Raw genomic sequence first — 20735 nt, 5'->3', positions numbered from 1 at the left:
CATGACCCGAAGCTACGACTATGAAGGCTTCATGCTCGATATCTCTGTCGAGTCCGATTTCAGCATCGGACCGAACAGGCGCGAGCCAACGCGGCCAGGGTACGTTGCTATCGTCAGGATATTTCAGGCTGCGAGTCACGTAGCCGTGTTTTCATCGTTGCGCTTTGGCGAAGCGCGCGGCCGTCCCTTCGCAACCGAGGCGGACGCGCTCATGGGTGGATACAGCGCCGCGTGCAAACTCGTCGATGATCTGTTCTGCCATGACCGGCACTGATTTGACTCGTCAAGACCCGACCGTTACCTGTTCGATTCCTTCGCACGCAGGCGGACACAGGCGGGCCCGCACAGGGGCGCTACCTGTTAGGCCGCGAGCGCGGCTCACTTCGATTTCGGTGGCCGGCCGGTCTTGACCGGTTCGACCGCCTTGACGGCCGCAAGAAGACGTTTCGTCGGCTCAGATGCCAGCAGAAGTAGCCCTGCACGGACGAGCTCGCTCTTCTTCACGGCCAGGCCCGCATCGAGGCACCGCTGCTTGAGTACCGCGAGCTGCTCGTAGTCCTTCCTCGGCATCGTGAAGGTGTCGCGCACGACCTTTTCCTCTTTGACATGCTCCCTGCGGTCCCGGACAGCGGGCGCAGAAGGCGCTTCAACAGGCATCGCCTTCCGGGACTGTGGCTTGGCCGCAACACGTTGGGTTTGCGCAGTCTGGACTGACTTCCCGCCGGCCGCTGCCTCGTTGGCACTGTCGTCCGGCGATACATGCGCCCGCTTGCCGCTTCTGTTCCAGGTAGCCTTTGGCTTCATGATTTTTTCAGGTTTGACAAACCGTACAAACAGTTTATCGTCATTCTGGCAAGAGGAGGTTTTCTATGCCAGACAAACACATTTCCAGCCAGTTCGATGCCGACCTGGAACACCTATCGTCGAGATTTTTCGAAATGGGTGGGCTGGTTGAGTCCCAATTGGCCAATGCGATGGAGGCGCTCAGCCGCTTCGACATGGGTCTGGTCGAGAAGGTGGTTAGCGAGGAGCGTCGACTCAATGCGATGGAAGTCGAGATCGATGCCGAGTGCAGCAACATCATTGCCCGGCGCCAGCCCATCGCGTCTGATCTGCGTCGACTGTTGGCCTTCTCAAAGGGGATCAGCAATCTCGAGCGCGCAGGCGACGAAGCGCGCAAGATCGCAAAGCGGACGCGCAGAATCGCGGATGACGCTGCGGGCAGGAGCATGAATATCGCGGAAATCCGGTCGTCCGGTCAGATGGCGGGAACCATCTTTCACAACGCGCTCGCTGCATTCGCGCGGCTCGATTCGGTTGAGGCAGCCCGGATCATGAGTGAGGATGAGGCGATCGATGAGCAGTACCGCGCATTCGTGCGCAAGCTGCCAACATTCATGGCGGAGAATCCCCGCATCATCACTTCCGCACTCGACTACGTGTCCATCGCGTCGGCCATCGAGCGGATCGGTGACCATGCAAAGAACCTGGCAGAACTTGTCATCTATGTTGCCAAGGGTAAGGATGTCCGTCACATTTCGCGCGACCGACTTGAGCGCGAGGCCCTCGATGGTTGAGAAGCGCACAGCAGTGGCGCGAAGTCCCGACAGCCGCGTCCGCACGTGCGGCATCCCGTTGTGAGCTTCATGAAGTTCGCGCGGTGGACAGTCAGTGTGTCGGGGAGGTAGTGCTATGAAAATGTCTCACAGAATGAAGTCCGATTCGCCCGGGCCGGTTTGGGGGCTGATTACGGGGATTTTCCTGATGGTGGCTGGGATCGGCATCTGGATCTATGTGTAATCATCGAAACCCGGCAATTCCATTGATGAATCGCTCGCGATGGCTGCAATGCTTGTCGGCGCCTTTTCTGGCTGTCTACGCCGGCCTGGAAATCAGGCACAGACATCGATAGTTCCGCAGTCGGCAGCCGGGGCAGCACACGCCAGGGCTCATCGAGGTAAGCGCGTTAGCGGGTAGCCGGAACGGAAAGCGTGCTGGTCACGACAAGGATGCCGGGCGGTGCGCGATTTCAGGCGACGAGCGCGTTTCCATCTTTTTTCTCCTCGGTAGAACACGATGCCCGATATGCAGGTGTCCGGTCAGGGAGTATTGGGCGCGCCCGTTGCTGCTGCTTTGTGAAGGACGGTTGGTGGCTGGAGCCAGAGTCCTAAACGTCGTTCCAATTCGGCAGAAGAATACCGAAGCTGTACTGAGGCCTGGAAGCATGAAAGAGAGAGCAACCGTCGTGTGCTGGCAGCGAGAAAGAATTCTCCTCGTAGAGCGGGGGCGAACGAGGTGGTCGCTGCCCGGAGGTACGATCCGGCGCGGCGAGTCGCCGGTCGAAGCTGCTCAGCGCGAGCTCATTGAAGAAACGACGCTCGAGGGTCACGAGCTGGGGTACCTGTTCCAATTCGGCGGCCTGAACAAACGACACCACGTGTTTTTTCTGATCTTGCCTGAAGATGCCCGGCCGGAACCGAGCAATGAAATATTGCGGTGCCGCTGGTTTCGCCCCGGAAAAGTGTCCATGCTCATGACCAGCGTGCCGACACGCGAAATCGTCGATCTTCTGTTCAGTCACGAAGCAACCAACGCACTGCGCGATTCTGCGTCGTCGTCAGCTCAGCGGCGCGACCAGACCATCGTGGGCGACGCGGCAGTGCAGACTGTATAGCGGTCAATCGCGAGGACTCGTATCGGGAGGTTGCATAGCGCGATGTCCGGAGTACCGCTGATCCAGCCAGCTGTGCATGGATCCGACATAGGATCGACCGACGTCCGAAGCGATTGCAGTCCTCGCTCGACTGACTGATGCCGAGGGTAAAGGCAGCGTTCGAATGTCCATTCGACGTCTCGGGGGAGCGGCCGAATCCAGAACTTTCTGCAGCCGGACATGCTCTTCCAGAGAGCCAGATAAATGAACTGCGCTTCGAGAACTTCCGTTGACGCTGATTGCAGTGTCGTAACAGCTTGCTGACAATGATGCAGGCGTGCTGTTACGCAAATGTCTCAAAGCGCGGATCACGTTGCGGCCCACAGGTCGGGCTTGCGGTCGTCAACCGACACATCGCGACTGCGGCGCCGTTCACGATGGGCGCGGGCTCCATGGATCGGCCGGCAAACTCCGCCTGACCAATGCCTTGCCGGAGGCCGCCACAAACGCTCCCCGATGCCTCATTGATGCAGAATCGGCGCAAAGGCCACAACGACACGACCTGAATACGATGGACGACCCAGAATCACTTTCCCTGGCACTGCCCGACGGCACCAAGGTCTCTGCGCTCCTCCGAGCGCCGGAGGACGCGCGGGCCCTGTATGTCTTCGCGCACGGTGCCGGGGCGGGCATGCAGCACGCCGGCATGTCGTCATTGGCCGACGCGCTTGCGGCGGCCAATGTCGCCACATTGCGCTACCAGTTTCCGTACATGGAGCGGGGCTCCAGGCGGGTGGACTCGCCGGCCGTGGCACATGCTGCCGTGCAGGCAGCCGTCGCAGAGGCCCGCCGGCGACTGCCTGCCCTGCCGCTCTTCGCAGGCGGCAGGTCGTTCGGCGGCCGCATGACGTCCCAGGCCCAAGCCATCTCCCCGCTCGACGGCGTGCGTGGCCTCGCTTTCGTCGCGTTCCCGCTGCACCCGGCGGGCGCGCCCGGCGTGGAGCGGGCACGGCACCTGGCGGACATCACGGTGCCGATTCTCTTCCTGCAGGGCACGCGCGACAAGCTGGCCGAGCTTCACCTGCTGAGGTCGGTCGTCGAGACGCTGGGGCCACGCGCCACGCTGCATGTGGTGGACGACGCAGATCATTCGTTCCACGTGCGCGCGTCCTCCGGCCGGACCGACGCGGAGGTCGTGCTCGAACTGGTACGGACGATGGCGGCGTGGTTCTTCGCCGAAGGAGAGTTCGTGCCTGTTACCTGAGCAAGCGCAGGAATGCTTGTAGCAGAGTCGGGACGGCGAGCCGGCGAATTCGCCGTGCTGCACTCGCCCGCTCAATCCCTTCGCTATCCGCGGATGATCTGTCGGATAGCCACGATGAGCGACGCCTGTAGCGTCAGCGACGTTTTCCCAGTGCCGAGTGAGTGAATTGGTCAGATCCGCTTGCGGTGATCCGCCCCGGAAATCGCGGAGGGCATCTGCTTTGATTTGGCCGACACACCTCCGGTGTCGGCGCCGATCCGTGAGTGACCGATTAGGGACGCGGGCGGAACCAGACAGGCGGAGCGTCGAACGACGCGCATTGCCCGACACGGTCGCCGGAAACCGACCCGTTTCGGCCGTTCAGATCGGCGATATCGTAATGGCCGCTTTCCGACGTTCAGCGGCCTCCGGCCATATTGCTGACTCGCGGAATGCCCAAAATCGGGTAGATGTTACGTTGCAACTTTTCGCCGCCTCAGAAGACTGATTGCGCCTGACCGTCCACGGCAGCTCACACGAGCCCTACGCAGTGGATTTCCTTCGTTGGCGCCCTTGCGTCCGGGGGACCAGCGGTGCTCCGACTGCTGGCGTACACGCTCGCACGATGGTTTCCACGAGCGCCTGCAATTCCTCGTGTTTTTCCGTCGTCGAAACATCGAACAACTCGAACACGCCGACGCCGCGCAACGTCGAGAATACCGACGCGATAAATCCGTTCGGATACGGATGGTGCTGTTCGAGTTCGGGGAACGCTTCGAGGAAACGCGCGAAGAACTTCCTGTCTTCGTTTGCACGCTTCGCATCGATGCGGCTAAAAATCGACGGCGTCGCCTTGCAACCGAAGAACAGGCTCCAGGCCGTCAGATAACTCGTCGCCCCAAAAATGTCTGCCCATGCGCGCTCGACAAAAGTCTGCGCACGCTCGCGCAACGGCAGCGTCGCATCAGGCCAAACGGCACCATGGTCGCTCAACGGCGCCATCGCCTCGTCGACGAGGCGCTCCATCAGTGCATCGCGACTGTCAAAGTGGTGTTGCAGCGCGCCGAGCGAGACCTTGGCGCCGCGTGCGATGGCCTGCAGCGTTGCGCTTTTGAAGCCCTCTTCGCGAAGCAGCCGTTGGGCTGACTCGATGATCTTGCGTTGCGTCGCTTCGACGCGTTCGCTTTGCGGGGTGCGTGTGCGAGTGGGCGCCCGCGGGGAATGGGTTGGCATGGAGGTCGCGTGGTCGGTCATGGCAAAAACAATAATAAATACTTCTGAGTCGCTGACAACCCCCCCCCTTTTCGCGAGTTTTCCGCACGAACGTGCCATCGTTCGGTCTCGGTACAAACACTAACAATAATAAATTATTTTTGTTCTATAGTTGGAGTGCCTGCCGCGAATTCGACGGCGTTTCATCAGATTAATGCGGATTTCTCATGCCCTGTTTCATCGACCGTCTTCCCAAGGACGACAAGACCAACGGCTGGAGCGCGCTGCTGCCGAAGCGCTCGCCGCGGCCTGCGCTCGCCGGCGAGCGCGACTTCGACTGGGTGGTGATCGGCGCCGGCTATGCCGGGCTCGCCGCCGCACGGCGGCTGGCCGAATTGCGGCCGGACGACTCGATCGCGGTGCTGGAAGCCGGCGAAGTCGGAGAAAACGCGTCGGGGCGCAACTCCGGTTTTGCGATTGATTTGCCGCACACGCCGTCTACGTCCGCCGCTTCCGTCGAACAGGGCCGGTGTGCCATTCGTGTAGGCCGCTTCGCGATCGGTGAACTCGAACGGTTGATCGAGCGCCATGGAATTTCCTGTGATTGGGCACGGCGCGGCCGCTATCACGCCGCCGTCACCAGCCAGGTAGCGACTGACGTGCTCACCACCTATGCCGCCAACCTGCGCGCATGGGGCGAGGAGTTCGAACTGCTGTCGCGCGGCGAACTCGAGGCGCGGCTCGGCACGAGCTATTACCACTCGGCGATCTACACGCCGGGAACCAGCCTGATGAATCCCGCCGCTTTGGTGCGTGGCCTCGCCGACAGTCTGCCCGCTGGCATCGAGCTGTTCGAGAACTCGCCGGTGGTTGAAGCCGAGTTCGATGGGCCGTCGCCGTACATCCGTACGTCGTCCGGTGGTCTGATCCGCTTCGGCAAGCTCATTCTCGCGGTCAATGCGTTCTCGCAGTCATTCGGCGTGTTTCGCGACAGACAGGTTCCGGTGCTGCTGTTCGCAAGTCTGACGCGACCGTTGACCCCCGAACAGCAGGCGAAACTCGGCACGGACGACAACTGGGGCATCACGCCAGCGCATGGCGTCGCGGGATCGACGCTGCGTCTGACGACCGACAAGCGGCTCCTGATCCGCCAGGGTTTCGAATACTCGCCGTCGCTCGATACCAACGAGACGCGCCGCCAGGCGGCGCGCGCGCAGCATGCTGAATTGCTCGAACGCCGGTTCCCGCAGCTCGGCTCGTTGGACATCGAGCACTTCTGGATGGGCTGGCTGGCCGTCTCCCACAACCATGCGCCGGCATTCGGTCAGGTCAGCGACAACGTCTATGCGGCCGCGTGCTGTAACGGCGCGGGCATTGTGCGCCACACCGCTGCGGGCATGTTGATCGCGGAACTCGCGCTCGGCCGGCACGGCGAACTGACCGACGACTTTCTCGTGCAGGGCACCGCCAGCTACATCCCGCCGCGCCCGCTGCGCGACATCGGCGTGCAGTGGACGCTGATGCGCGAACGCGCATCGGGCCGCCACGAACGCTAGTCCCAAAGATTGCCGCGCGGACGCGCGCCACTATTCCTATCAATGCAGACAAGGAGACATCGACATGCAGTCCATCCGAATGATCAAAGGCGACTCGATCCGCACCGAGGATCGAGGAGGAGCCGCCGAGGGCATCGCCGAGATTTCATGGGCCATTTCGGATCATGAAGGCGCAAAGCTGCCTTGCGGATTTGGTCGCTGGCACGAAGCGCTGTGCGAACCGAAAACGTTGACGTACGACGAAGTGATCCTCGTGCTGGAAGGCGTGTTCGGCGTGGAGGCGAGCGACGGCACGCATGTCGAAGGCCGTGCAGGCGATGTGATCGAGCTTCGCAAGGGCGCGACGGTTCGGTATTTCGGCACGCACGCGAAGCTGTTTTTCGTGACCAACTGACATGTCCGCGGAGTCGCACATCATGCAAACCAGTTCTTCTTCGGGACACCTCGAGCGCAAGCTCAAGAATCGCCACATCCAGCTGATCGCGCTCGGCGGCACGATCGGCACCGGCCTTTTCCTCGGCTCCGCCGGCGTGCTGGAACTCGCCGGTCCTTCCATGCTGCTCGGTTACGCGATCGGCGGCCTCGTGGCCTTCCTGATCATGCGTTTTCTCGGCGAGATGCTGGTCGAGGAGCCCATCGCCGGTTCGTTCAGCTATTTCGCCAATCGCTACGGCTCGCGCTTCGCGGGGTTTCTGTCGGGCTGGAACTGCGTCGCGCTGTATGTGCTCGTCGGCATGCTGGAACTGACCGCGGTCGGCAATTTCATCCAGTTCTGGTGGCCCGGTATTCCGACGTGGGTCACGGCTCTTGTGTTCTTCGTGCTCATCAACAGCGTGAACTTCATCAACGTGAAGATCTACGGCGAAGTCGAGTTCTGGTTCGCGTTGATCAAGATCGTTGCCGTGCTGGCGATGATCGCGGTCGGGGCTTACCTGCTCACCAGCGCCGATCGTCCGGGCCAATCCATCAGCAACCTGTGGTCGCACGGCGGCTTCTTCCCGCACGGAGTCTCCGGGCTCGTGATGGCGATGGCCTTCATCATGTTCTCGTTCGGCGGCGTCGAAATGCTCGGCTTCACCGCTGCCGAAGCAGACCAGCCGCGTCAGGTCATTCCGAAAGCGATCAATCAGTTGATCTTCCGCGTTCTGCTGTTCTATATCGGCTCGATGGCCGTGCTGCTGTCGCTGTCGCCGTGGACGCAATTGCTGTCGCAGATGAAGTTGGGCGGCGGCACTTACAGCCATAGTCCGTTCGTGCTCGTGTTCTCGGGCCTCGGCGAAACCATGGCTGCGAACGTGCTGAACTTTGTGATCCTCACCGCGACGCTATCCGTCTATAACAGCATGGTGTACTGCAATAGCCGCCTGCTGTATGGCATGGCGAGCGAGGGCAACGCACCGAAATCGCTGATGCAGGTGAACAAACGCGGTGTGCCAGTGCGCGCCATCGTCTATCCGGGCATCTTCACGGGGCTCTGTATCGTGCTGAACTACGTGGCACCGGCGAGCGTGATCGAAATCCTGATGTCACTGATCGTGGCTGCGCTGGTGATCACGTGGGTCACGATCGTCGTCACGCACCTGCGCTTTCGCAAGTTGCGCAAGGCTCGTGATCTCAAGGCGCGCTTTCCCGCTCCGTTCGCGCCCGTCACGAACTATCTCGTTCTCGCGTTCCTTGCCGCCATCGTGACCGTGATGCTGCTCACTCCCGGCATCCGCGCGTCGGCGCTCGTCATCCCTGTCTGGATCGGGGTCGTCTACGTCGCCTATCGCTGTGTGGAACCGCGCCATGCCGCAGCGGCGATCGGTTCCTCCGATCCGACCTCGCAACCGGAGCATAGTCATGTCTGATCTGTTCGAAAATCCGATGGGCCTGATGGGCTTCGAGTTCGTCGAATTCGTTTCGCCCGCGCCCGGTGTACTGGAACCGCTGTTCGAGAAGCTCGGCTTTACCAGGGTGGCGCGTCATCGCAGCAAACAGGTGGAGTTGTATCGCCAGGGCGACATCAACTTCATCGTCAACAACGAACCGCATAGCATCGCGTCGTACTTCGGTGCGGAGCATGGCCCTTCCGCATGCGGGCTCGCGTTTCGCGTGAAGGATGCCCATCATGCGTACGCCCGCGCGCTCGAACTCGGCGCGCAGCCGGTCGATATCCCAACCGGTCCGATGGAGTTGCGTCTTCCCGCCATCAAAGGGATCGGCGGCGCGCCGCTTTACCTGATCGACCGATTCGAGGACGGCAAGAGCATCTACGACATCGACTTCGAGTTTCTGCCCGGCGTGGATCGCCGGCCGGTCGGTCACGGCTTCAAGGTCGTCGATCATCTGACGCACAACGTCTATCGCGGCCGCATGGCGTACTGGGCATCGTTCTATGAGAAGTTCTTCAACTTCCGCGAGATTCGCTACTTCGACATTCAGGGCGAGTACACCGGACTGACTTCAAAGGCGCTAACCGCTCCCGATGGCAAGATCCGCATCCCGCTGAACGAGGAAGCAAAACAGGGCGCCGGACATATCGAGGAATTCCTGATGCAGTTCAACGGGGAAGGAATCCAGCACGTGGCGTTGCTCACCGACGACATCTTCAAAAGCGTCGACGCGTTGCAGATGGCCGGCATCCCGTTGATGACCGGCCCCAACGACATCTACTACGAGATGCTGGGAGAACGCTTGTCGGGGCATGGCGAAAACGTGGGTGAACTGCAAGCTCGCGGTCTGCTCCTCGACGGCACCACGAAGGATGGTTCCAAACGACTGCTGGTGCAGATCTTCTCGCAACCGTTGCTTGGTCCAGTGTTTTTCGAGTTCATTGAACGCAAGGGCGACGACGGCTTCGGAGAAGGCAACTTCAAAGCCCTGTTTCAATCGATGGAACGCGATCAGATTCGACGCGGTGTTCTGCAAACAGGCGAATAAAGGTGATTAGCATGCAACTGATTCTCAAGGGCGTATGCCTCGTAGGATGCTCAGTCTTACTGAATGGTCTTGCGTACGCGGACCAGACTGTCACGATCGGCTTCGGCGGTCCATTGACGGGACAGGTCGCGCATGTGGGCAAGGATGCGGAGAACGGCGTCAGGCTCGCGATCGACGATGCCAATGCCGCAGGCATCAAGATCAAAGGTCAGCTCGTGCATTTCGCGCTGCTGTCCGAGGACGACGCAGCAGACCCCAAGACCGCGGTGGCCGTGGCGCAGAAGTTCGTCGATCAGAAGGTGAATGGCGTGGTGGGCCACATCACGTCGGGCGCGACGATTCCTGCGTCCAAGGTGTACGCGTCGGCTGGCATACCGCAAGTCTCGCCGTCGGCGACCAACCCTGAGCTGACCCGCCAGGGCTTTGCCACCGCGTACCGCGTGATCGGTGACGACAGCGAGGTTGGCCGCGTCATCGCTCAGTACATGGCCAGCAAGGGATACAAGCGTGTTGCGGTGGTGGACGATCGCACGTCTTACGGGCAGGGCCTTGCGGACGTCGTCGTCAAGGAGCTGAAGGCTGCGGGCGTGGATGTGGTGGACCGCGAGTTCGTCACCGACAAGGCGATCGATTTTCGCGGCATCCTCACTTCGATCAAGTCGAAGGACGCACAGGCGATCTTTTATGGCGGCGTCGATGCGCAAGCCGGGCCGCTGCGCAAGCAGATGACGGGACTGGCAATGAGGGTTCCGCTCGTCGGCTCGGCCATCGAAACGGAGAAGTTCGTTCAGCTCGCGGGGCCGGCCGCGGCGGACGGCACCGTGTCGGCTGAATCAGGACAGCCGCTCGAGAAGATGGCCAACGGCAAGGCGTTTGCCGACAAGTTTAAAAAGTACGGCGCGGTCGTGCTCTATGCGCCGTACGCTTATGACGCAACCTGGGCGCTGATCAACTCGATGAAACTGGCCGACTCCACCGCTCCGGCCGATTACCTGCCCGCGATGAAGAAGGTGGCGTTCGACGGCGTCACCGGCAAGATCGCCTTCGACGCCAAAGGTGATCTGCGCGCTGCCGCCGTTACGCTTTACGAGGTCAGGAACGGCAGGTTCGAGCCGACGAGCACGGTGACAGGCTCTACCAGCGCGGTTGCGCGAGCTTCAGGATCTATGTAAGGCTGAAACCGCCCCCGCGTGCATGCCGCCGGCCCTCTGCTGGCACTGGCCGACAAACGATTTACAAGGCAAGAAATGGCTGCTTCCGGTCCGGAAACAGCCATCTCCGTGCGGGGGAAATGAAGCAGGCCGATGTCTCTTTCTGGCCGACGTCTGCCCTAGGCGGCCCTTTCGGCATGACCCCGGCATGCAAGGTTCAGTGGTGGAGGGTTGCTGCACCCTGCACCATAAGCGGGGAAGCCAGAAAAAACAGGAATGTGCGCCTGCCGCCTTCGGACGACAGGTTATCCGGCAGCCCCCCGCGGCTGAGGCGAAAATGCGCACCGAATCTGATAACTCGGTCAGTGTGCAACTACGACTTCGGTTGTTAGGCTCTTAGCTGGCGTAACCGCCCGGCGCTGTCTGCGATGTCGGCTCATGAGCGCAGCCTCCGGGTCGCAAGTTAACGGTCAGTTCACCTTCAAACTGCGGACCCTTGCGTTTGACGATGTCTAGGCTGACGCCGCGTTCGGCTGTGCGGACAAGTGATACGCAGTTCCGCGGGAGATGCATCGGTAGCCATCACGGATGGGGCGAAAGACGAAAAAGGCGAACACCCGGGGACACTTACCAGTTCAACAACACTCTCATGCGAGAGATGAGCCACGTCAATTCTGCGTTCGACACCCAGCCTTTTCGAGCGACCGCGGCGCGCACGCGTTCAAGGGTGAGCTCATTACTGTGCTCCGGATGAGCAGCAGCGTCGCTTTCGGCTTTCGGTATGAGCTGGTGCGCGAGGTCTTCGCAAATGCTCCAGCGTTCTTTGCGATCAAGGTCGGTTTGTCCGGCGACGTATTTTCCCTCGGAAAGAACGACGCAAATCTTAGGTCGCGCGCCGGCGACTACACTAGGTGAGTCGTCGCTCGGAAAGTTGTTGGGAACGTGCTCGGTTTCAGTGTTTGTTGTCATGTTTGGCCTGCCGATGTGGGTGCCGCTTTCCTTTTCAATGAAAGTCCTCGAGATTAGCGGCGGAAATTCTTCGACATCCGCGGTCCCCGGTCTTGGCCCATCATCACTCGAACAACCGAGGGATTCGCGCTGGCGAGATGCTGGTGGTTCATGCTGTAGCCATACAGTTGATGCAGTGCAACGGCGACACCACATGAGCGTGAGTATCCGCCTTCGCAATGGACAACCACCGATGCTATTGCCTCAGGCAATGCTTCGACGAAGGCGCGGACTGCGTTGGCCTGCTCTTTGGTGAAGGCGTGGGCAAGCTTCTCCCGAGCTCTGGTGGACAGGTCTGGATTCAGAAAATCCACGTCGGCGAAGCTCAAGCGCAGCACATGAGCGAACTTACCGATGCTCGCCGACGGACGATAGGGCGCTGTGATTGAAATGACGGCTATAGAGGACAGTTGCGGCAGCTTTTCCGCATTGGTTCTTGACGACGCGAATACCTGACGCGTCCCATCAGTCGGAGGCCGATAAAGCTGCCCGAGAATATCCTGCAGTCGCTGCACCATTTCTTGCGTCTCAAAACTCTTACTATGCCGATTGATATTGGCCCAAAAGGGCCGCTCGGCCGTCTAACCTCGAAGAGGTCTTGCCAACCCGGCAGCTCGCTTTCTGGCACCTGAACATGCTTTTGGTGCTCATGGCGCTATTCCGACAAGCTGATGTCGTACACGAGCTTCGCTAGTTTCGCTAGGGCAGCGCGGATGTCGCAACGCGCTTCGCTAGCGGCAGATTTGTCGTTTTCCAGCTTTTATAGATCGGGGCGTACCCAGAGCGCGAGGCGGGGCCAGGTCAAGGCCTGCGGCGATCATCATTGCGAGCGTCCACGTCAGTCTGTTATCAAGACCCATTTCTCTCTTCGACATGTCGGTCTGAATGAGAGAGCCGGACCATCCACGCGCATTTTGGTTTGGTGCCGGCGCGCGTGGCAGTAACGGAAAGCAGCCGGAGGCCTCAGTCGTTTTCGTGTTCAGGACAGCGCGTTTTGATTCCCCCGTTTCGAATCGTCTTGCCTCGATTGCCGCACACCTCACAAAGCTGCTTGCTCATCGTTTCAGCTAGCTCGATCATGCCCGCCTGGTCGGCATCTGGTCCGTTCGCATAAAAGCAAAGTCCGCCGAGTTTTTCTTTCACTTGAATGGCGACGACCTGCGATGCTCCGCGCTTCGTCGCGTGCTGCAGGTTCAGGCACAGGGCGTTGAGCAGGTCATACCATCCATCGCCGCATTCGAAGCCCCAAGTCGCGAATGCGGACGGCACAGGAGGCCCGTCGAGATCGTAGGGATCGCCAACCGGGTCGACCGTAAAGATCGCGGGATAGTGGGCGCGCAGCTTGGCGTCCAGCTCAGGGCTCAATTGCTTTCTCCGTCGTTCACGTATTCGCGCAAGCCGGCCAGTCTCGTTGATCGCTTTGATCGCGACGTCGAGGCTCCTGCGTTCGCATCTCGACGACGTAACGCTTGAGACAGCCACGAAGCGGCCCGAGTGTGATGGCTACTCATGTCGGGATCCCATGCAGGATCCGCCCCAAGATAGCTTCTACCTGTGCGGCGCCGGCAGGGTCAGCTGCAGCCTCGTACGGTGTCGTGCCGCCGAGTTCGGGATGCGGGCAGCGCATCCAGGCGTCGGCGTCGGCCGCGTCATCCCAGACCAGCGTTGCGAAGCGCAGGAGCCGCGCCGCCAACAGCCCATCGGGAGCATCAAGGCCATTGCCGTCGTCGGTACAGATGGAAGAGTCAGCCTGCGAGGCTGCAATTGGCCCTGCACATTCATCGCAATAGACGTGATGCCAATGGCCTTCCCGATACTGCCCGGGCTTGCCACAGCTCTCGCAGATTTCGCGACTTTTCGCTTTCGCCTTTTCGATGGACCTGCGAATGCGCGTCCAGGAATCAAGTCCACACACAAGTCCGTCCATGACATCGACGATCATTTCGCCCGCGCACTGGCTAATGTTGGTGCACACCGGAACGAGAGGGGAATCGCAGCGACTCAGCAGAAGTGTCTGGTCCAGTAGGGCGAGGGTCAGCGGGAAATCGATTATGTCCTGCCACATTGCACGAAGTTCGCACTCGATCTCGTGCGCCAACTGTTCGACGATTGCGTACCAGCCGAAGCCACACTGAATCCCGAAGTGCGCCATGTTTGATGGATAGGCATCGGGGAGGCTTACGGCGCGAAAAAATAGTGGGTATCTCGACAGCAGTTGCGTCTGCTCGGCAGTTGCCAGCCAGGGGCGGCAATTGCTCTGTGGGTCGGTAACCGTTGGGGCAGGTCCTTTCATCTAACATCACTTGCAAATAGTCTATTTTGGACTATTCCAAAACAGGATGCAACCTTGCGGCTCGTCGCGTTGAGCCGCCAATGGAAAAATCTATCTACTCCCGCCGGTACGCTTTGTTTGTTCAGCTGCTTCGAGCGGCCCGAGAAGAGGCTGGCTTTACACAGGAAGAAGTCGCAGCTCGCCTTGAGACAACCCAGACCTTCATCAGCAAATGCGAGCGCGGGGAACGCCGACTGGACGTTGTCGAACTCTGTAACTGGTGTGAGGCTCTGGGTGTTCCGGCCGCGCAGTTCGTCGCCGAACTTGAGAAGACGCTGTGACTGACCGACCGGGCGCGCTGCCTCATCGGAAAGCCAACCGAACTTGCTCACGATCCGGAGGCCATTGCCGGACGCTGTTCAATGAAGCGGAGATCGTAGCGGCGAGGGGGCCTTACTGACGTGCGGCGGGTCGCCCGAATGCGGTCACGAACTGGCGCGCCCGACGCGCATCGTCGCCGTGCAGATACGTCGAGGTGGTCGAAATCGACGCGTGTCGCAGGTTATCGCGCACCGCGACGAGTTCCACGCCACGGGCCAGCGCATGCGACGCATGCGTATGACGCAGCCAGTGCGGGCTGGCCTTTTGCAGACGCGACGACAGGTCGGGGTTCTCAGCGAGAACGAGCGCAGCGGCCAGCTTAAAGAAAGCATCCATCACCTGGCGCAATCGTGTGCAGGTGATGGGATCCCTGCCGTGGGCTGCCGAGGCAAGCGATGCAACCACCGGCATGGACGGCTCCCATCGCTGGCGCGTCACCGGCAAGCCGCGCTGCCGCAGGTACCGGTCGAGCGCGTCGCGCACGAGGGGCGGCAGCGCCACCTGTCCAGGCTTCGCACCCTTGCCGGCGACGCTCAGCCACCATTCGTCCTTGCCATCGTCGTGAATGTCGTGGAGTTTCGCGCCGACCAGTTCATGGGCCCGCAGCCCCGTTCCGTACAGGAAGTCCAGCAGGAAGCGCAGGCGCTGCGCGGCCGGTGCCTGCCAGCCACACGACCCCTCGAGCCCGTCCGCGAGGCCGCGTACGATGTGCCACTCGCTGCCGGTCAGCGCACGCACCGTATCGAAGGGCGCAGCGTGCTGGCCGCCCCGCACGGTCAGTCCGGCGAACGGGTTGCCGAGCACGTAGCGCTGTTCGATCAGCCAGCGAAACAGCGCGTTCAGCACGGTGAGCGCATACCCCGCCGAGCGGGATGACAGGCCGCGTGCGAACGGCCGCCATTCGGCCGAGCTGCGCGGCTGTGGCGGACCGGTCCAGCGCGCACGCGGCGCCGGATGACGCAGGAAGGCGCGGTAGGCAATCGCATCGTCGGTGGTGAGCGAGGAGAGCGCCTGCTGCCGTTCAACGATGGCCCACAGCATCAGCCGTTCGGCTTCGCGACGGTACGCGCGCACCGTATGCGGCGCTTCGTGCAGCGCGAGCCACGCCAGCACGGCCTCGTAGTCGTTGCGGGCATTCAGCAGGCAGGCGCGGCGCGGGGCCCGGAAGCGGCCGTGTGAGCCGTCCAGTTCGGGCACCGGCCGCCAGCGCTCCCACGGCGCAATGCCGTCCTCCCGTGACGGCTGGGCCCGTTCGACGAGGGCCCGCGCCTGGCCGGTCAGCGCGGGGTGGCTGGCGAACAGCGCTTCGACCTGCTCCGCGCCGGTGCGCCCGAGCCCGGGAATGCCGCGCCACCACAGGTGCCGCCGCGGCACCCGCAGGGTCAGTTCCGCGAGCGTCGCCATGCGGGCTGTGCACAACACCTGCGCGATGCGCGGCGGCAGCCAGGCGCCGACGCTGTCGGTCAGCCGCGGCTGCGGCCCCGGGGTGCAGCGCAGGACGTCGATCGCGTGCACGACGGTCGCGGCGTACCGGGTGCGGCCAGCGGCCGGCAGCGTGAAGAGCGGGATCAGGTCGTCGCGCTGGCGGGCCGTGGCGCACGCGATGAGCTGCCGGCGGATACGGGCAATCACGCCGCGCGAGGACTGGCCATCGCCGCGGAGGTGGGCGAGATAGCGCGTGACGGCCTCGCGCGCCGTCAGGCCTTCGTACCAGGCGCGCAGCGCGGCGAGCGACGCAAGACCAGGTAATGCAGGGGCTAGGGGGGCGGGCGTTCCTTCGGAAAGTCCGCTTCCCAGCCCGCGAGGCGGGACAGGGGCGGTTTTCATGAAAGCAGTTTAGGTCGCGCGGAAGCCACTTGCGATAAGGGTATTTATCGCAATGGCATGGACGTTTCATCCGGCACTTGGGGAGGAGGCGAGCCGGCACGGGCTGCTGCTCGTGCTTCGAACCGGTGCGCTCCGTTCCACGTAACTGTCTTTGCGTCCGGCGGAATAACTTCTGATGGGCAACGCGGAACGCGCTTCGACTCATGCGTGCCGGGCGACTCAATGCAACTGGTTCCAGCAGTCGCAGCCTGGCACGGTCATTTGTGCGAGCCCTCGGACGGCAAGTCGTCGGCCAAAGCCGACTGTCGCGCGTTGACTCCGAAATGCCCGCTGACTGCTGCTCACCGGCCGCTCGCCGGCAATTCGAGGCGAATGACCGCTGCGAGTTCAACGAATGCGTACTAGCGACCCGGAGCCGTCCTTCACGTTAGCACACCAGGAATGGCTGTTGTCTAGCGCATAGCGGCCATCCAAGCCTACTTCGCTACTGCTACTAGCGTGTTCCGCCCTTAAGTGACGTTTTCCATACGGCGGACGACTCGGGGGCATTGGAACGCCAGAAGGTGACCGTCTGACTTCGCGTGTATCGAATCGCCGGTAAGCAGACCCCACAAGCGGTGAGGCTCGCAAGTCTAAAGAACTGGGGGAAATTCAGAGTCCGGCGCCAGCGAATCCAAGCCATGTAGTGTTGCAGTGTCTAGGTCAAACGGCAATACTTGCAAGCGCAACTCGGGTGTGAAATAGAACGGGTTGAGCGCCGCCTCGAACTGCCGCGTGCGCGGATAGATCAAAGTCAATTCGCCAACGCCACCGAGATACTTTTGGCCGTAGGCATAGAGTTGATAGAAATCGGCCTGTTTGAGCCCATAGTTGTTGGTACGGTCCGCTCCGTCAATCAGTTTCCACTTGGCGTCGAGGATCCTGGCAGCATCTGGGCCCTCGATCAAAAAATCCGGTTCGAGTTTGAAGATGCCAGTGCTGTCATGGTTGCAGAGCCAGTGCCGCGAACCTTGTTCCGTCAGTCGGTAGCGCACAGGCAAACGCATACGCAACGCGTGGCCCACGTAACGTTCGAAAAGCTTCTCCATGGGGAACAGCAGACTGATCCCTTGCGTCTCACCGGCTATCGCCAGCGGTATCTGGTCGCCCAACACGATCTGACACCAGGGCCTAGCCTGGACATAATGCGCCATCAGGCGGTCCGTGCGCCACGCCCGGAAATCCGCCGACGCGTTTCGACTGGCAGGGATCTCGTGAAGGATGTGCAGCAGTTCATTGGCGAGGCGCCAGTTGTCGGCATCCCGGGTGCTTTTGCTCACGCGTAGCAACCCGGACTTGAGTAGTCGGTTTTCGGCACGGTCTGGCGAAAACACGTCATGCCGGATGTTCAGCAGATCGGCGCGAGCAGGCGACGCGCGCATTTGCTTTGCGATATTCAGTTGGCCGCGCAAATAGCGCTGCTCTTCCTCGATACGAAGATAGTCGTGTCTCACGCCTCGTTTGATCACATGCTCGAGAGCCTGTAGAAACCGTCGCATCACCCACTCGTTGATGGGGTGATCAAAGCATTGAAGGGCAGCCTCGTCGCCTTCGCGCGGCTTAATTTCCATTGCCGCTTCAAGCATGCGGCGCAGTAATGATCGGGCTTGCTCGACAGTCCCGGCGTCGGCGCGGCTTACATGCTTGGGCAGGACCTCGAGACGCAGGCCGCCAGGCGATTCGAGTACGCCGACATAATTGTCCAGACGTAGCCACCGCCGGCTTTCGACATGCAGGACTTGTGCACCCGTTTGCCCGCGCATACGGGCCGAAATCTCGCATAGCCATTCGAAGTCGGCGTTCGTAACTTGCGCCTGGTCTAGCGACGTGGACACAGCGCCCGTCGTTAAGCGAGCGAATTCACGGACAGTCAGCGTGCGCGCGCTCATGCTTCGGTCGATAGGATGCCCGCATAGCTTTCAACGTTATCGAAGGCTTTTGTGTTTACTTCCCAACGTTTTTCGCGCAGCATGCCGACCTGCTCCGCACCAAAAAGTTGTGCGAGTGGCGCGCCGCGCTGTCGGATGAAGCGCAATTCGTCTGCCTTGCGATGATCGTTCAACACCCAGATGATTCGCTCCCAGTCCTCGAAGAAATATTCCTGAAGCAGCGGAAATACCTGATGCCTGAAGATTCGAGCCAGCGTCTCCAGTGTGTTGCGACCTTCGGCTGCCAGCGGCATGAAGTACGCGTGGCCCAGCATGTGGTCGCGATCAAGTAATAGCTCAATGCGCTCATTGATCACCGCAAGCATCCGGCCGATGTTGACGCCAGCAACGTCTACGTCATCCAGAAAATCTGGCCGGGGCGTCATTTCCCTGAAAGTGAAGCGTCGGCGCAAAGCGATATCCAGGCCCGTTAGGGAACGGTCAGCTGTGTTCATCGTGCCGAGCAGATGGACATTGTCCGGCACGGTGAATGGCGTCTGCGAATACGGCAAGGTAACCGTCAACGCTTCTGGATTGCCGGCCCGCTTGCTAGGCTCGATGAGCGTAATCAGTTCGCCAAAGATGCGCGAAACATTTCCCCGATTGATCTCGTCAATGATCAACACATAAGGCGTCGCGTCGGCTCCAGTCGGTGGCGGCGCCGGTGCCAGCAGGGCGTCGAGTTTCGTCATGTCGATTGAGCCGTCGCGCAGTTCATAGAGCGTCATCTGGCTGAAGCGATTGTTCATCAATTCGCCGAAGGCCAGGGACGGCTCATAGGACCGTAGCCAACGTACAGCACGGCTCTGCCTGTAATCGTCGCCTTCCTCGCGTTCGATATGTTGGTAAGGTCCTGTGATCTCGCCAAGTGCCCGGAACTTCAGATTCCCATCCGTCACGACGAGCAGGTCGCCGGTCTTCATTACGTTTATGAAGGTGTTGACCGCCGTTGCGGCGTAGTCGTTAACGTCGGGTTGATGCCCGTGTTCGCGCATCCGTGCAGAGACGTCCGCTCGTGAAGCACAGCCGGTGTAGTCGAGCGCGTAACCATAGCCCAGCAGCGCCATCCCTTGCCTGATGCAGTCATCGTAGACGTATGCGTCGTCGCCTTCAGCCGCGCCTAAAGACATCTTCCAGATGCGGCGTCCGGAGAGTTTAATGGGCGGCTCAGTCTCGACGGACGTGTTGGTTGCAGCGGACCCCCGTGCGCGATCGCACAGCGCCTTGAACACCCCGTCAACGACTTGATAGCTGATTTGTCCATTGCTGTGGCTAACCGCACGTATTCCCTCCACGAAGTCCTCGTAGCTGAAGCTTTGGTGGAAGGTGACGAAGCGCACGCGCCCGGCCTGAGCCAGTTCGTCGAACCTTGTCTTCAATGCAGAACGCCGATTCAGACTGTCGGCCGCAGCGTTGCCGACAGGCTCCGGATACTGCGCCAGCAACTCGGGATCCAGGATGCGCAATGTCTCGTCAATGGTGGCATACGTCTTGCCGGTTCCCGGGGGGCCGTACAGAATGGTGTTCATCAGGCGGGCATCGGGAGGTATGCCGCGCGGCGTCCGCTCGATTGGATCGGACTCGTCCGGGTCGACGTCAGGAGACGCTGAAGCGCCGTAGTCAGACGGCCGGTAGCCTTGCCCTATCAGGTCGCTCGCATAGGGGGCGACGCGCGGCGCCGACTCGTCGAGCCAACGATTCATGGCGGTCGAGTCAGGATGCGTCACGGGCGACATCCTTGGGCGGTCTGCCAAACCCTTGCAGAGCCATTTGGCAAGCTCACAAGCCGGTCGCCCCGCCCTCAGCCGAATTCGAAAACTGACGCGCCACGCTGAGTGGCCGAGCTTGCGTCGCCCGAATCGCAAGTCGGTGTACTTATAGTTTGGCCCACCTGTCGTCCACTGATCGGCATCGGGGTAACGTTCGCGTATGCACTCAATCACCTGCCAGGCCCACTCCCGATCCGCATCCGACTTGAATGAGGCGAAGAGGTCCTCACCGTCCTTGTTCAGGTAGTTTTTGAGCAATTCCAGTCTCCGGGCAGCGATGGTCGTAATCACGCCGCCAATCATACCGCTTGGCCCAGCGATCGCGCCGCGTCTGTTCGATGACGGCCTGGTTTGGTGGGCGTGGTTGCTTGGAGAACGACGTAAAATTCGCGGGTCTGGCACACCCCCTTAGCCAGATGACCTGTCAGATGCCCATCCTCCAACGAAGGGCCGCTATCAGTGGTGTCGCCGACGTTTAAACGCGCGCGCGATGGGATAGACGAACGTCTCTTCATGGCCGAGAACTCCAGTTCGCCGAATCCCGTAAAGCGGTCGTCGAAATCGTCGATGGCCGCTTCCGGCCGGCATCTGTGAATGAGTACAGTCGGCCATTTGGAGACGTTGCCGACCTTCGGGCCGTAGCCGCTCTAACGGCCGGTTCTCTTCCGGGAAGCGTCATTGACCGGGTGTTGCGCACCGCTGGGAGAGGCAGCGGTCTTCCTATGCTTGTCCTTGCATCACGAACGTTGCCGACGAACGACGTTTCCGTCTGGA

At 61.0% G+C, this 20735-nt stretch carries 19 protein-coding genes; 10 read left to right on the top strand and 9 right to left on the bottom strand.

The genetic code is table 11. The features are described from left to right. Position 1: 1 nt before the first annotated feature. Positions 2-274 (top strand): hypothetical protein, encoded by a 273-nt coding sequence (locus AB3X94_RS22230; protein ID WP_368586469.1) that lies wholly within the window; start codon positions 2-4, stop codon positions 272-274. 104 nt (positions 275-378) lie between these two features. On the opposite strand, the gene AB3X94_RS22225 is transcribed toward AB3X94_RS22230, so the two are convergent. Next, positions 379-804 carry a hypothetical protein gene (locus AB3X94_RS22225; protein WP_368612730.1) on the bottom strand — a complete coding sequence of 142 codons (426 nt, stop codon included), beginning with the start codon at positions 802-804 and terminating at the stop codon, positions 379-381. Positions 805-869: 65 nt separating this feature from the next. Here AB3X94_RS22225 and phoU point away from each other — a divergent pair, with 65 nt between their 5' ends. The 3 genes from phoU (at position 870) to AB3X94_RS22210 (ending at position 3917) form a co-directional block, all read left to right on the top strand. Next, a complete protein-coding gene (gene phoU / locus AB3X94_RS22220) occupies positions 870-1577 on the top strand; it encodes a phosphate signaling complex protein PhoU (RefSeq protein ID WP_368612729.1) in 708 nt (235 codons plus the stop codon). A gap of 647 nt (positions 1578-2224) precedes the next feature. After that, positions 2225-2674, top strand: a complete 450-nt coding sequence (locus AB3X94_RS22215) for an NUDIX hydrolase (RefSeq protein WP_368612728.1) — start codon at positions 2225-2227, stop codon at positions 2672-2674. A gap of 550 nt (positions 2675-3224) precedes the next feature. Continuing rightward, positions 3225-3917, top strand: a complete 693-nt coding sequence (locus AB3X94_RS22210; protein ID WP_368612727.1) for an alpha/beta family hydrolase — start codon at positions 3225-3227, stop codon at positions 3915-3917. 522 nt (positions 3918-4439) lie between these two features. Here AB3X94_RS22210 and AB3X94_RS22205 read toward each other — a convergent pair. Next, a complete protein-coding gene (locus AB3X94_RS22205) occupies positions 4440-5129 on the bottom strand; it encodes a TetR/AcrR family transcriptional regulator (RefSeq protein ID WP_368612726.1) in 690 nt (229 codons plus the stop codon). Between the two features lie 206 nt (positions 5130-5335). Between AB3X94_RS22205 and AB3X94_RS22200 the strand changes: the two genes are divergently transcribed. The 5 genes from AB3X94_RS22200 to AB3X94_RS22180 all read left to right on the top strand — a co-directional run bounded on the left by AB3X94_RS22200 (position 5336) and on the right by AB3X94_RS22180 (position 10758). Continuing rightward, positions 5336-6664 (top strand): NAD(P)/FAD-dependent oxidoreductase, encoded by a 1329-nt coding sequence (locus AB3X94_RS22200; protein ID WP_368612725.1) that lies wholly within the window; start codon positions 5336-5338, stop codon positions 6662-6664. Positions 6665-6728: 64 nt separating this feature from the next. Continuing rightward, positions 6729-7058, top strand: a complete 330-nt coding sequence (locus AB3X94_RS22195) for a hypothetical protein (protein ID WP_368612724.1) — start codon at positions 6729-6731, stop codon at positions 7056-7058. Positions 7059-7080: 22 nt separating this feature from the next. Then, complete coding sequence (locus tag AB3X94_RS22190) at positions 7081-8514, top strand: amino acid permease (protein ID WP_368612723.1); 1434 nt, start codon at positions 7081-7083, stop codon at positions 8512-8514. Further along, positions 8507-9586: a 4-hydroxyphenylpyruvate dioxygenase gene (hppD, locus tag AB3X94_RS22185; protein WP_368612722.1), complete on the top strand. Its 1080-nt coding sequence runs from the start codon at positions 8507-8509 to the stop codon at positions 9584-9586. The genes AB3X94_RS22190 and hppD overlap by 8 nt, the downstream gene beginning before the upstream one ends. 11 nt (positions 9587-9597) lie before the next feature. Further along, the gene (locus tag AB3X94_RS22180) at positions 9598-10758 is read left to right on the top strand and encodes a branched-chain amino acid ABC transporter substrate-binding protein (protein WP_368612721.1); all 1161 of its coding nucleotides are present in this window, start codon (positions 9598-9600) and stop codon (positions 10756-10758) included. 606 nt (positions 10759-11364) lie between these two features. On the opposite strand, the gene AB3X94_RS22175 is transcribed toward AB3X94_RS22180, so the two are convergent. From AB3X94_RS22175 to AB3X94_RS22160, 4 genes are all read right to left on the bottom strand, one after another. After that, positions 11365-11706, bottom strand: coding sequence for a hypothetical protein (locus AB3X94_RS22175; RefSeq protein ID WP_368586476.1), 342 nt, complete (start codon positions 11704-11706; stop codon positions 11365-11367). Positions 11707-11759: 53 nt separating this feature from the next. Further along, positions 11760-12263, bottom strand: coding sequence for a hypothetical protein (locus tag AB3X94_RS22170; protein WP_368612720.1), 504 nt, complete (start codon positions 12261-12263; stop codon positions 11760-11762). Positions 12264-12708: 445 nt separating this feature from the next. After that, positions 12709-13110 carry a hypothetical protein gene (locus tag AB3X94_RS22165; protein WP_368612719.1) on the bottom strand — a complete coding sequence of 134 codons (402 nt, stop codon included), beginning with the start codon at positions 13108-13110 and terminating at the stop codon, positions 12709-12711. A gap of 142 nt (positions 13111-13252) precedes the next feature. Next, positions 13253-14038 carry an antitoxin Xre/MbcA/ParS toxin-binding domain-containing protein gene (locus AB3X94_RS22160; protein WP_368612718.1) on the bottom strand — a complete coding sequence of 262 codons (786 nt, stop codon included), beginning with the start codon at positions 14036-14038 and terminating at the stop codon, positions 13253-13255. An 80-nt stretch (positions 14039-14118) separates the two neighbouring features. Here AB3X94_RS22160 and AB3X94_RS22155 point away from each other — a divergent pair, with 80 nt between their 5' ends. After that, positions 14119-14358 carry a helix-turn-helix domain-containing protein gene (locus AB3X94_RS22155; RefSeq protein WP_368586480.1) on the top strand — a complete coding sequence of 80 codons (240 nt, stop codon included), beginning with the start codon at positions 14119-14121 and terminating at the stop codon, positions 14356-14358. A 112-nt stretch (positions 14359-14470) separates the two neighbouring features. Here the strand turns inward: AB3X94_RS22155 and AB3X94_RS22150 are convergent, their stop codons facing one another. The 3 genes from AB3X94_RS22150 to AB3X94_RS22140 form a co-directional block, all read right to left on the bottom strand. Further along, positions 14471-16225 carry a phage integrase family protein gene (locus AB3X94_RS22150; RefSeq protein WP_368612717.1) on the bottom strand — a complete coding sequence of 585 codons (1755 nt, stop codon included), beginning with the start codon at positions 16223-16225 and terminating at the stop codon, positions 14471-14473. A gap of 632 nt (positions 16226-16857) precedes the next feature. Then, positions 16858-18153, bottom strand: a complete 1296-nt coding sequence (locus AB3X94_RS22145; RefSeq protein WP_368612716.1) for an McrC family protein — start codon at positions 18151-18153, stop codon at positions 16858-16860. After that, positions 18150-20219, bottom strand: coding sequence for an AAA family ATPase (locus AB3X94_RS22140; protein WP_368612715.1), 2070 nt, complete (start codon positions 20217-20219; stop codon positions 18150-18152). Before AB3X94_RS22140 ends, AB3X94_RS22145 begins: the two co-directional genes overlap by 4 nt. Positions 20220-20735 lie beyond the last annotated feature (516 nt).

Origin of the sequence: Paraburkholderia sp. BR10923, from assembly GCF_040948765.1 — a bacterium.
GTDB lineage: Bacteria > Pseudomonadota > Gammaproteobacteria > Burkholderiales > Burkholderiaceae > Paraburkholderia > Paraburkholderia youngii.
The sequence above is the reverse complement of the archived record's forward strand: the minus strand, read 5'-3'. Positions and strand labels throughout refer to the sequence as shown.